This window comes from Pseudoalteromonas sp. A757, assembly GCF_004103285.1.
Classification (GTDB): Bacteria; Pseudomonadota; Gammaproteobacteria; order Enterobacterales; family Alteromonadaceae; genus Pseudoalteromonas; species Pseudoalteromonas galatheae.
In genome coordinates this window covers 13858-26761 of record NZ_QNQN01000068.1, presented here as the reverse complement: position 1 = coordinate 26761, position 12904 = coordinate 13858, and the positions used below count along the sequence as shown (strand labels likewise).

Sequence of the window (12904 nt, the reverse complement as noted above, 5' to 3'; positions counted from 1 at the left end):
TTACATGGGATTATTAATCGAAGGTCAATGGCATGATAAATGGTATGACACAAAAAGTAGCCAAGGCAAGTTTGAGCGTGAGTCTGCAAAGCTAAGAAATTGGGTAACAGCAGACGGCAGTGCGGGGCCAACGGGTAAAGCGGGCTTTAAAGCCGAGTCCGGACGTTACCATTTGTATGTTTCTCTTGCATGTCCATGGGCTCATAGAACGCTCATTTTCCGAAAGCTTAAACAGCTAGAGGCGCATATCGACGTATCGATTGTTGACCCTGATATGTTGGACCAAGGGTGGCGCTTTACGAGTCAGCGTCCAGAAGTCGGTGATAGCCTGTATCAGCTCAGCTTTATGCATCAGCTGTATACTAAAAACGATCCAAGTTATTCGGGCCGAGTCACGGTGCCTGTCCTTTGGGATAAACAAACGAAGCAAATCGTGAGCAATGAATCGAGTGAAATTATTCGTATGTTTAATCATGCGTTTAATCAGATAACGGGAAACGACACCGATTATTACCCAGAGGCGTTAAAGCATGAAATCGATGAAATAAATGAGTTTGTTTACCACAATATCAATAATGGTGTATACAAGGCCGGATTTGCAACTACCCAAGATGCCTATAGTAGTGCTGTAAATGCGTTATTTAACGCGCTAGATAAGCTCGAGGCAAGGCTTGCTGCGCAACGTTATCTTGTGAAAGGACAATTAACGGAAGCCGACTGGCGATTATTTACGACTCTCATCCGTTTCGACAGCGTGTACCATGGTCACTTCAAGTGCAATATTAAGCAAATCGAAGATTACCCCAATATTTCTGCGTATGTGCGTGACTTATATCAACATCAAGGTATTGCAGATACGGTTGATTTTTACCACATTAAAAGACACTACTACTTTAGCCACACGATGATCAATCCAACCCAAGTAGTACCAGAAGGGCCAAGCATTGATTATCACCGTTTTCATAATCGTAAAGGTATTTCGTTGTAAATGACCTGACTTATTATGCTGAGTTCATGGCAAGGAAGCTTTGTCTTTGTTTCTATTTGGACTAGATTTAATAATGCGTTTGCTTGTAGCTGCCTTTTGTGCTTAAGTGCGAACGCATTTTAGGTCTTTATGCCTAACACTCAGGCCACTGTCCAAGGAGAAAATGTGTCTTCTTCCAATATTGCTAAGAGCGCTATCGCACTGCTGCTCGCCGTGATGGTAAGTGCTATCTTATATTTTGAAAATAGCATCCATCGTGACCTAAACGAGAGCTTTTTCCAGCGGTTAGAGCAGGTTCATTCAGCGCAAAACAGTATTTATTTGGGAGAAATCGACGATAATCGTCGGTTTCTTTATTTTCTATTAGACACCCCACCAATTCAGGGGATCGCCAGAGCGGAAAAAAACAATGGTATCGACCCTCAAGAAAACACTCCGCTTGATATTTGGCGAGCACGACTAAGCACGATCTTTAGGTCAATGTTGTATTCGTATGATGGCCTTAACCAGATCCGCCTACTTGATGCCCATACAGGGGTTGAGATGGTCAGGGTTGAGCGACAACTCGGACAAGTCATAGCGGTACCCGATAGCAAGCTGCAAAATAAGAGTGAAAGCGATTACTATATCAAAGCACTGCAACTGTCAGAGCGCACTATCTATTCTACAACTACCAATCTAAATCGTGAGCACGGACAAGTTGTCACGCCTTTTCAACCCACTAAACGTTTCACCTTGCCAACTTACGATATAGATAATGACTTATTTGGCATACTGGTGATCAATACCAACGCTGAAAAGATGATAGAAAGGATTGTCTCTCAAGCGCCAGAGATGCAAAAAGTGATGCTCTTGGGCGCTGATGATTCGTTTATTTATCACCCTGATTTTTCGCTACGGTACAGCAAAGACTTAAACCCCGAAATCAACTTTCAAACATTATATCGCGTGACCCCATGGTCGAATAAAGTCCAGCTGGTGGAAGACAAGTCGACGGGAGAACAGTTTTTAGCGCTCATTAACAAGGTTGAAGGGTCTAACTTTAATAATCTAAAGGTTAAGCTTGTTAATCTGCTCCCTTTTGCTGCTTATCAGCAAAGTTTGAATGAAAAACGGTTAACCACCTATGCTTTACTCGCTGTTGCTTGCGGTGTATTTGCGCTAGTCTTTTTTGCGTTTTGGCAATATACCAGTAGTTTACGTGCGCTCGATTCAACGCGAGCAGAGTTTAAGGCGATTTTAGATGGCGCATCAGATGGTGTACTTGGCTTTGATAACAACCTAAAGCTCACCAGCTTTAATGAATCAGCAAAACACTTCTTTAAGCAATTAAAAAATAGCAGTTTAGGTAGTAACTCACAGTTTCTGCCAGAAGCTGTGCATCAGTTTGTATCTCGCTATGCTAATACGGTTTTACAGGGTGAAGTGGTGGAATCTAAGTCATTACAACTGAAGCTGAATGCCCATGAAAGTATTTGGCTTTCACTTAGTTTATCTCCAATCTACGCGGGAAATGAACGCATTCAGGGGGTGGCATTATTTGTTGAAGACATTACTGCGAAAAAAGAAGCGGAAGCACAACTAGTTGGTGCAAATGAGCGCTTAGAACAAGAGGTGAAGGAGCGTACCAAAGAGCTTGTGGATGCTCGAGATAAAGCCGCCAAAGCGTCAGAAGTGAAAAGTGCCTTTATATCTACTATCAGCCATGAAATGAGAACTCCCCTCAATGGTATTTTGGGGTCACTAAATTTGGTGAGAAAAGAGCCCGTTACTAAGCACCAGCATAAGTACCTAGAAATGATGGAAACTAGCTCGACTACGCTTTTGTCGTTAATCAATGATGTACTTGACTTATCGAAGATAGAGGCGGGTAAACTAGACATTGATAATGAACCATTCAACCCGCTCTCTGTCATTGAGCACGTCGCACTTTCTATGTCGGCAAAGGCCAAGGAGCAGAAGGTTACTTATATTTTAGATCAAACGGGTTTAGCGCATATTGAGTTGTGCGGTGATGCGGCGCGCGTTAAACAAATAATTTATAACCTTCTTAGCAACGCGATTAAATTCACTAAAAAAGGCCATGTGAAATTGACCGCAGTTACCGAGCAACTAGACGATACGGTATGGCTTAAAATCACAGTTGAAGATACTGGGGTCGGTATTGAAAAGGCCAATCACGGCAAGCTATTCCAATCGTTTAGTCAAGAGTCAGCTAACACCTCGAACGAGTTTGGTGGAACTGGGCTTGGGCTCTCTATTTGTAAACAGCTCGTAGAAAAAATGCTCGGCCATATTCATTTTGAGAGTGAAAAGTTTAAAGGGAGTAAATTTTGGTTTGAACTACCGTTTTCTAGTTCGCAAACTAAACCCATTGACGTGCCTGAAGTATTAGCTGGAAAAACAGCCTCTGTGTTCAGTAAAACAAAATTAGAGTCAGACATGATTGCTAAACTTATCAGTAAATGTGGTGGTGAGCTTGTACAGAAAGGCGCACAGAGTGATATATGCATCGTTACGAGTGAGCAAGATTACAATCAAGTAAAGTCGGCTCAAAATCAATTTGAGAAGCTTGTTTTAGTGGGGGATGAGCTTCAGCATATTAATGATTTCGACAATATTGTGCATATCTCTGCTCCTCTTCGGGTGGGGGAGTTTGTCGCGCTATTTGATTTAAATAAAGCAATTAGATTACAGCCCAGTTTGAAAAAGTCTGGTGAGACAGTGGCATTAAGCGGTAATTTAGTCGCGGGTTGTCATTTCTTGGTGGTAGACGATAATCAAATCAATCGGATTGTGGCTAAAGGCATCTTAGAAGGACAAGGGGCTAAAGTGAGCTTTGCCGTTGATGGCCAAGATGCCGTGAATAAACTACTGCTATTTGAGCATCAAGAAGTTAACTTTGATGCCATCTTTATGGACTGCAATATGCCAGGAATGGATGGTTATCAGGCCACAAGGGCAATTCGTCAAGGTCAAGGTGGTGATAAATACAAAGATGCGATCATTATTGCGATGACTGCCAGTGCACTTGCGGGTGAAAAAGAACGTTGCTTAAACGCGGGAATGGATGAATTTGTGACTAAACCTGTGGTCGTTGAGCGATTATTTGAAGTGCTGGAAGTCTTAGGAGTACACGCTAAGGATGATGACTCTGTGCTTATTCATCCCTTCGAGAGCGAGGAAGAAAAACAAGCGAAACAGCCAATAAATGAAGCTAACGTGCTAGAACGCCTCTCTGGAGATGATGAGTTACTTAAACAAGTATACACTTTGTTTTTGAGTGACTCTGAAAATCAAATGCAACAGCTTAGATTGAGTATTAAAAATAGTAATTGTGACGCATCAGCGAGGTACAGCCATGCACTTAAAGGCCAAGCAGGTGATTTGGCTGCAGATACGCTATTTGATTTGCTCGATAAAATAGAAACTTATGCGCGAGAACATCAAGCAGGACAGTGTAAATCACATTTGGCACAGGCGCAAAGTGAATACGATAAAGTCGTAGTATTTGCGAAAAAACGTGTGAGTGAGCTGGAGCTTGCAGGTGTTAGCGGTGAGTAGACCCGCGTGTGGTAGAATTAATAATGGTGACATTCACCATTATTAATTTCTAGGCCAATCGTAATCCATTTGCGTTGCTGTTTTTCTTGCAATAGATTGCCCGAAACGTTTTTTCACTAGCTCTAAACTCATATCAATACCAGCTGAAATACCCGCTGAGCTAGTAAAATTTTGATCCATGATAAACCTTACGTCCTCAACCACTTCTAGAGAAGGGTATTGTTCTCTCAAATCGTCGATATCTTGCCAATGGGTGGTGACTCGCTTTCCATCAATGAGGCCTGCTTCAGCATATAAAAATACGCCTGTACAAACTGATGCGCATTGAGAGGTATGGTTGGCAGTTTCTGCAAGCCAATTAAGTACGTTGTGATCGCTACAAATTTGGTGATGAAGCCCACCTACAACTATGAGCAAGTCAAACTTTGGATGCGAGTAGATGCTGTAATGGGGGTTTACACTCATGCCGCCACGCGAGGTTACTGGGATATGACTTGGCGCGACAAGGTTGACGTTAATCGGAGTCTCGATAAATCGCTTTGCGGTATTGAATACCTCAAACGGGCCGCAAAAATCTAAACACTCTGCACCGTCATAGATGAAAATACCAACTTCCATTATTTTTCCCTACAGATCAGTTTTTTACTAACTTGGCTGATTTTGGTTAAATTTTCAAGGTAAATTGTAACAACCGATGAAAAAACACCTTAAATCTTGGTTTAGATACATTCAAACAGTCATGAATTCTCGCTTCTCTTCTCCATCGCAGAGAATCTTGCTTCTCTCGCAAAGCGATTGCACTTTTAGAGACGATCCGTAATATCTTACCCACGATAACAACAAGCGATGTAACAATATGTTCAAACCTACCATCACACTTTTAAGTGCTGCTGTATGTTTAGCCCTTGCGGGTTGTGCGGGCACAGCGGATCAAACTCAAGAACCAGTAAAACTACTTCAAAGTAAGCAATATGATAATGTGCTTTTGCAAGAGTTTTCAGGCCCTTATCAAGGCGTTCCTCATTTTGATAAAATGAAGCTTGAGGATTTAGAAGCCGCACTTGAAATAGGTATGGCTGATAATTTAAAAGAAATTGAAGCGATAGCTAATAACCCTGCGAAGCCAACTTTTGAGAACACAATCGTTGCGCTGGAAAGAGCGGGTGCTGCTTTGGATCGTGTATTTACCTACTACGGTCTTTGGCGTTCTAATATTTCAAGCCCTGAATTTAGAGAAATTCAATCGCGAGTGGTACCTAAGTTTTCAGAGTTCAGCTCTAAAATCACCCAAAACCAAGCGCTTTTTGAACGTGTAAAAGCAGTCTATGAAGGTGCTGAATATAAAAAGCTAACCGCAGAAGAGCAGCGTATTACTTGGATGCGTTATAACGGCTTTGCCCGTAATGGTGCGACGCTAAAAGGTGAAGACGCTAAGCGTTACGCAGACATTAATCTAGCGCTATCAAAGCTACATACTCAGTTTGCAAACAACGTCCTTGCAGACGAAGAAAACTACGTGGTTTACCTCACTAAAGCGCAATTGTCAGGTTTGCCTGAGTCGTTTGTTGCGTCGGCAGCGGCTGCTGCAAAAGCGCGCGGTAAGGCGGACATGTACGCGATTACCAACTCTCGCTCATCCATGGATCCATTTTTAACCTACTCAACAGAGCGTGAGTTACGCGAGAAAGTATGGAACAACTACTATAACCGTGGCAACAATGGTGGTGAGTACGACAACAAAGCGATTATCTCTGACATCTTAAAGTTGAGACATGAGCGCGTTAACTTATTAGGCTACGATAATTATGCGCAGTGGCGTCTCGAAGACCGCATGGCGAAAAAGCCTGAAAACGCGATGGCGCTGATGAAAAAAGTATGGCCAGCTGCAATTGCGCGTGTGAAAGAAGAAGTGGCTGACATGCAAGCGATCGCTGACAAAGAAGGTGCTGATATCACCATCAAGCCTTGGGATTATCGTTTTTACGCTGAGAAGGTACGTCAAGCCAAATATCAATTGGATTCAAACGAAGTTAAGGCTTATTTACAGCTAGATAATTTGCGTGAAGCGATGTTCTATGTGGCAGGTCGTTTGTTCAACTTTGAGTTCACTGAAGTGCCGAAAGGGTCGGTGCCTGTATTCCACCCTGATGTTCGTGTTTGGGAAGTAACAGACAAAACCACTGGTGATAATATTGGCCTCTGGTATCTAGACCCGTTCGCACGTAAAGGTAAGCGCTCAGGTGCGTGGGCCTTGTCATACCGCAGCCATACAACGTTTGATGGTAAAACAAATGTGCTTAGCTCAAACAACTCCAACTTTGTGAAAGCGCCAGAGGGTGAAGCAACTTTGATCTCTTGGTCTGATGCAGAAACCTATTTCCACGAGTTTGGCCACGCGCTGCATGCGCTTTCTTCAAACGTGAAGTATCCAAGTTCAAACTCTGGCGTGCGTGACTACACTGAGTTCCAATCTCAGTTATTGGAGCGTTGGTTGTCAACGGACGAAGTGATCAATCGTTACTTAGTTCACTATAAAACAGGCAAGCCTATGCCTAAAGCGCTAATCGAGAAAATCAAGAAGTCAGCAACCTTTAACCAAGGTTTCGCAACGACTGAATATCTTGGTTCGGCTATCATGGATATGCTTTTCCATACCACAGATCCAGACAAGATTGGCGACCCTGTTGCATTCGAAAAGTCTCAGTTAGGTGCGCTAGGCATGCCGGATGAAGTAGTGATGCGTCACCGTACCACTCACTTTGGTCACGTATTCTCAGGTGAAGGTTATTCAGCGGGTTACTACGGTTACCTGTGGGCTGAGGTATTAACCTCAGATGCAGCTGAAGCATTTGCTGAAGCGCCAGGTGGCTTCTATGACAAAGACGTTGCACAGCGTTTGGTGGATTACCTATTCTCAGTTCGCAACTCAATGGATCCAGCAGAAGCGTATCGCAAGTTTAGGGGTCGTGATGCTGAGGTTGAAGCGCTGATGCGTGATAGAGGCTTTCCGGTAGAGAAGTAAAAAAGCTTACTCAACTATTCGGATAATAAAAAACCCTTTGGCATGATGCCAAGGGGTTTCTTTTAGGATTAGATAGAGCTGTAGTACGAGAGTAGTTTGATATTGTCAGTCACTTTGCTATGGTAGTAAGTGTTCGCAAAACAACCAAAGGAGATTAGTTATGGCGAAGAAAAGCGATGTTAAAGCGCTTAAAAAAGAGCTGAAAGCGCGTAAAGCAAAGATTGAAAAGCATGAAGCGAAAATCAAAAAGCTGAAAAAAGCGATTAAAAAAGCTTAAAAGCCATTAGCCCTAGGTAAAGGGTATAAGTAAGCGAGCGGTAAATATACCGCTCTTTTTTGCGAGTCAGATTAAATCGAAAGGTGGCTATATAGCAACCAAGTTCCCACACAGATTAAGATCACCCCACCAAAGGTTTCAGCTCGACTACCAAGAAACTTTCCAGCCGAATGTCCAATCATCACACCAATTGTCACCATCATGGTGGTGGCGAGGCCAATGAGTGCGGCGGCGAGCCATATATTCACATCAACAAATGCGAGACTGACGCCGACAGCCATTGCATCAATACTAGTGCCAAATGCTGTGATAATGGTTTTGAACCAAGGCTGTTTTGCGTGTTGAGTTGGCGCTTCGTCATCACCCTTAAGGCTCTCATAAATCATATGAGCGCCAAGTCCGAACAGTAAGATAAAGGCAATCCAGTGATCCCAAGCTTCGACATAGCCTGCAGCAGATTGTCCTATTAACCAGCCAAGCAGCGGTGCACTGGCTTCAATAATTCCAAAAATAAGGCCGATTTTTATGGCTTGAGTAAGCCGAGGTGATTTTAAGCTGGCGCCTTTACCGATTGCCGCGGCAAAAGCATCGGTAGACATAGCGTATGCTAATAGTAGCAGGGTGACGAAATTCATTTACATTGCTCCGGTCAGGCGATTTGAGTCCACGATACATCCACACGCCCAACCACAGGCATGGATACATCGATGGTCTCGCCAACCGAGAGGTGTCCGCACCATGGCATTTTGGCCAATTATGTTGATACGAACTCTTCCGAGCATTGGAAGCAGGCTACTCCCCAACGAGTTGCGATAATATCAAGAATTACATGGGAAGCAAAACCAAAATGGGTTTACTTATTCCGATAGAAAGCATTTGCAGGCTATCCTCACGAAGGGGCGAAAAAGTCTATTTCGGCTGTGATAAGCTGCTCCGTTGAATCCCCAAGCATAAGTACTTCACCATCAGGGCTTACAAGAATGCTTTGGCCGATAAATTGAACTCCTGTTTCAGTAACGTGGTCCATACCAGTGCGATTTGCTGAAATAATATGGACTTTATATTTCTTAGCTTGCTTTATAATTGTATCAAGACTGTCTTCACCACAATAATTTGAGGGATTTACAATTAACTGCACATCTTGCTTTGTAAGTTGAGTGAGTCCCTCTTCAAACCAGATGTCGTAACATAATAAAATACCCACTTTAACCCCCATTATTTCGTGCACTTTGAACGTATCACCGGCTTGAAAAAAGCGTTTGTCGGGTGGGGCTAAAAAAACCTTACGATGCACGCCGACAGCTCCTTCTGGCTTAACTATAACTGCACTATTAAAGTGATCACGGCCAGCTTTTTCAATGATCCCTGCAATGATAGTTCCTTGTCGCTGCTGTGCTAAAGGTTGGAGTAGGCTGAGAGTCGTGCAATTAGGTAATTCCTCAGCCATCTCCTCCATATGAGTGTGATTAAGAAAGAGGCAACCTGAGGTACATAACTCGGGTAACACAATGAGATCAAAGTCTGCCTGTGATAATGCCTCGACTATGGTCGTTCGGTTGTATTGGGGGTCACCATATTTGACTGCAAATTGATAAAATCCTACTTTCATTTTTCACCTATGTTACGTTTGGCCAAGTAAACTTCCTAAAGGTCAGATTAAATCTAGCGCCAACCTCTTTAGGTGCGGGCGGGATGGCATGTTGGAATTGTGTTTGAAAGCCATGCCCCATAATAAATAATGAACCATCTTCTAGCTGCTGTTCAAATTGTTCATCGGGTTTTGCTTGATGACGGACTCGAAACAAGCGCTCAGCACCTACACTCAGAGAAGCAATCACATCGGTTGGTCCAAACGCGGATAGATCACTGTGAAAGTCCATGTACTCATCACCATCTGAATAAAAAATACAGACGCAGACGCTAAATTCGACGCCTATTTGAGCTTGTAGCCGTTGTTGTATTGATGAAATCAAATTAGGCCAAGCTTGGCGTCGACCATGGTAGCTAGGAAATACTTCCGGATCTTCGAGACTAGGGTCTACAAACATCATTTTCCAAGGTCTAATTTCCGTATTTTCACCGTTAGGCAAGGTGATGGTTTCAGGCTGAGACAAATCACAGTGTGTGATTAACCACTGATACAGTAATTGGCTCTCTGCCTTGGTAAGAAATGCTGGAATATATTCTGCCTCGGCATTATTTAAAAGTGGAAGCTTCATGATTAACTCCTTGTTGTTGCTATTTTTCTTTAAAAAAGAAAAGCACTAAAGCAATACACTAAAGCAGCTCCCTTTTCCTACTTCAGAAGTCGCGCTGATCCTCCCTTTATGGCGGTGGATAATTTGCTGGCTGAGTGCAAGTCCAATTCCCGAGCCATGAGGTTTTGTGGTAAAAAATGGTACAAATATCTTATCGAGTGCGCTGGGCTCTATTCCTTCCCCGTTATCAGCAACTTTGATCTCACATTTGCCGTAGCGATTAATCGTTGCTGATACTGTCACTACTTTTTCTTGGTTGTTATGTTTCATGGCATCTTTGGCGTTGTTTAGTAGGTTGAGCAGCACTTGCTCTATCATCTTTCTATCAACATTAATGCTTAGCGCAGCGGGCGTCACGTCAAAGTGTAGGCTGATATTTGCGTCACGAAAGTCGCTTTTTATCAATGGCGTGATGTCATCAAATAAAGTCTGTACTACAAGCGGTTGGAGGTCAAGTTCAGGGATATGTGTGAGCTTTCTGTAGTTATCTATAAAGCCAAGTAAAGACTGGCTCCTAACACCAATCGCTTGTAGGCTTTGTAAGTAGTCTTCAACGAGTTCTTGGTCTGTCACCGCTTCGGCTAACTGATTATTGGTGATATTAATTAGCGTATTTGAGAGCGAATAAATCGGTGCGACGGAGTTTCCTATTTCATGGATAAGCACGCGGATCAGCTTTTGCCAAGATTCGATTTGGGTACTCTCTAGCTGCTCTGAAATTGCAGTAAAAAGCCAAAGTTGGTATTGGTTGTCTTGATTGGAAAACGTAAAATATTTAAATAGTAAGTCTTTGGTAATGTGGCTACCTACTTTGGCTTGTTCAAGCTCTGGGTGTGCTGCAAGTAGTGAGTGTCCAGACTCTGCGCCGCGAATATCCAACAATTGCTTTGCGCTGTTATTACAAATCAAAATGGTGTGGCCATTTTTGATAAGGATCAGACCTGCTTCTATGTGTTGTAGCATCGTTTCATAAGTGGTGACGAGCTCTGTCTGCTTGGCTTTATCTTGCTGAGCTTTCTGAATAAGCTCGTTACAGGTTGTAAGTGCTTGCTTACTTATTGGGTGCTTTTTATCAATTCTAAAGCTGCCATCTTGATACTTGAGCGCAGTAAACACCTCTTCGAATCGTTGTTTTTGTCTTTTCAGTGTGGCAATAGACAGCACTGTGAATAGCACTGCAATCGCAATGGATAACCCACTAAACAAAAAGACGTAGCTGTGGAGAAAGCCCAATACACCAAGCGTGGCGAATACAATGGCCGCGAGTTGAAAAATGGCCATGCGAGCGAGGCTATTATTCCACATCATACTTCTCCATTTTACGGTACAGTGACGCGCGGGTGATCCCAAGCGCTTTAGCTGCATGGCTGATATTTCCCTTAAAGTCTCGGACCGCCCGCTCTATGGTGTGTTGCTCTATTTCTGCGAGATTGTAGGTGTCAAAAAGTCCCACTCTCTCTTGCGTGCTTGCCGCTGGACTGGCGAGCTGAAACTGTAATTGGGTTGAGTCAGATAAAATAACAGCACGTTCAACCAAATGTTGTAATTCTCGAATATTACCGGGCCATTGATATTTGACTAAATCAGCCATCATTTTGTCGCTGACCGTTTTACACGCGAGCTTGTACTTTTTGCTGTATAGATCAGCATAAAACTCAATAAGTAGTGGAATATCTTGAGGTCTATCTCGTAGTGCTGGAAGTGTGATCTCTACGGTATTAATGCGGTATAACAAGTCCTGACGAAAACTGCCTTCGCGCACCATGTCATACAAATTCATATTGGTTGCGGTGATAAGGCGCAGATCCACCTCTATTTGTTTGCTGCCACCTACTGGCGTAACTACTCGATTTTGGATCGCAGTAAGTAACTTTCCCTGTAACTCGAGCGGAATATTAGCTATTTCATCCAAAAATAAAGTACCGGATTCCGCAAGTTCAAAGCGACCTGGCTTATTGGCTTTCGCATCTGTAAATGCGCCTTTCATATGGCCGAACAACTCACTTTCGAACAAAGAGCTGGCTATCGTGCCCATATCTACAGACATGAAGGTATTGTCTTTTCGTAAAGATTGTTTATGTAGCTCTCTGGCAACGACCTCTTTACCAGTGCCGCTTTCACCTAAGATTAAGACGTTGGCGTCGGTTTTAGCGGCCTTTTCTATAGTTTGAAAAACTTGCTCCATTGCTGGACTCGAAGCAATTAAATGCTCGAATGGCTTGTTTTGCGCTGCCATTGAGATTTGTGCGATTTGCGTAAGTTTCTTGGACTTTTTCCGTTGTTCGCTCAACTCGATGCAGTTGGCAACCGTTGCGAGTAGCTTTTCATTTTGCCAAGGCTTGAGGACAAAATCGTTGGCGCCAAGCTTGATGGCATCCACTGCCGTCGCTAGATCGCCATAGGCGGTGAAGAGCACAACCACAGCATCTTCGTCCAGGGCTTTTATTTGTTTGAGCCAGTAGAATCCTTCGGCGCCGGAGGTTGATTCTCGAGTAAAGTTCATGTCGAGTAATATTAGTGCAAAATCCTGTTCCGACATTGTTTTAGCGATGTCATGGGGATTCTCTAGCGTCACCACTTTTTTGTAATATTGTTTGAGCAACATTCTCGTGGCGACGAGAATTTCGCTGTTGTCATCGACAACTAAAATTGCCTTATCGCTGATAGTCATTACATTTCCTTTCCCAATCAAACTGTACGATATCGTACACTAGGTGTTTAATTTTTTTACACTCTTTTGTTCCATTATTCTATAGAATTAATTTATGAATTTGATTTTTATGGGTTTTTTGATT

At 43.1% G+C, this 12904-nt stretch carries 9 protein-coding genes and 1 riboswitch; of the genes, 3 read left to right on the top strand and 6 right to left on the bottom strand.

Going from position 1 to position 12904, the window contains the following annotated elements:
* Positions 1–4: 4 nt before the first annotated feature.
* Both DRB05_RS11045 and DRB05_RS11040 read left to right on the top strand, forming a co-directional pair.
* Positions 5–988, top strand: a complete 984-nt coding sequence (locus tag DRB05_RS11045; RefSeq protein WP_128726989.1) for a glutathione S-transferase family protein — start codon at positions 5–7, stop codon at positions 986–988.
* Positions 989–1153: 165 nt separating this feature from the next.
* Positions 1154–4552 (top strand): ATP-binding protein, encoded by a 3399-nt coding sequence (locus DRB05_RS11040; protein ID WP_128726988.1) that lies wholly within the window; start codon positions 1154–1156, stop codon positions 4550–4552.
* 42 nt (positions 4553–4594) lie between these two features.
* Here the strand turns inward: DRB05_RS11040 and DRB05_RS11035 are convergent, their stop codons facing one another.
* Positions 4595–5170 carry a DJ-1/PfpI family protein gene (locus DRB05_RS11035; protein ID WP_128726987.1) on the bottom strand — a complete coding sequence of 192 codons (576 nt, stop codon included), beginning with the start codon at positions 5168–5170 and terminating at the stop codon, positions 4595–4597.
* A gap of 238 nt (positions 5171–5408) precedes the next feature.
* Here DRB05_RS11035 and DRB05_RS11030 point away from each other — a divergent pair, with 238 nt between their 5' ends.
* On the top strand, positions 5409–7574 hold the full coding sequence (locus tag DRB05_RS11030; RefSeq protein WP_128726986.1) for a M3 family metallopeptidase: 2166 nt from the start codon (positions 5409–5411) through the stop codon (positions 7572–7574).
* Between the two features lie 348 nt (positions 7575–7922).
* Here DRB05_RS11030 and DRB05_RS11025 read toward each other — a convergent pair whose 3' ends face one another.
* The 5 genes from DRB05_RS11025 to DRB05_RS11005 all read right to left on the bottom strand — a co-directional run bounded on the left by DRB05_RS11025 (position 7923) and on the right by DRB05_RS11005 (position 12780).
* The gene (locus tag DRB05_RS11025; protein WP_128726985.1) at positions 7923–8486 is read right to left on the bottom strand and encodes a manganese efflux pump MntP family protein; all 564 of its coding nucleotides are present in this window, start codon (positions 8484–8486) and stop codon (positions 7923–7925) included.
* Positions 8487–8530: 44 nt separating this feature from the next.
* Positions 8531–8664, bottom strand: a riboswitch (yybP-ykoY riboswitch).
* 76 nt (positions 8665–8740) lie between these two features.
* The gene (locus tag DRB05_RS11020) at positions 8741–9460 is read right to left on the bottom strand and encodes a nitrilase-related carbon-nitrogen hydrolase (protein ID WP_128726984.1); all 720 of its coding nucleotides are present in this window, start codon (positions 9458–9460) and stop codon (positions 8741–8743) included.
* 7 nt (positions 9461–9467) lie between these two features.
* Positions 9468–10070 carry an alpha-ketoglutarate-dependent dioxygenase AlkB gene (locus tag DRB05_RS11015; protein WP_128726983.1) on the bottom strand — a complete coding sequence of 201 codons (603 nt, stop codon included), beginning with the start codon at positions 10068–10070 and terminating at the stop codon, positions 9468–9470.
* A gap of 45 nt (positions 10071–10115) precedes the next feature.
* The gene (locus DRB05_RS11010; protein ID WP_235956694.1) at positions 10116–11417 is read right to left on the bottom strand and encodes an ATP-binding protein; all 1302 of its coding nucleotides are present in this window, start codon (positions 11415–11417) and stop codon (positions 10116–10118) included.
* Positions 11404–12780, bottom strand: a complete 1377-nt coding sequence (locus DRB05_RS11005; RefSeq protein ID WP_128726982.1) for a sigma-54 dependent transcriptional regulator — start codon at positions 12778–12780, stop codon at positions 11404–11406. The genes DRB05_RS11010 and DRB05_RS11005 overlap by 14 nt, the downstream gene beginning before the upstream one ends.
* Between the last annotated feature and the right edge of the window lie 124 nt (positions 12781–12904).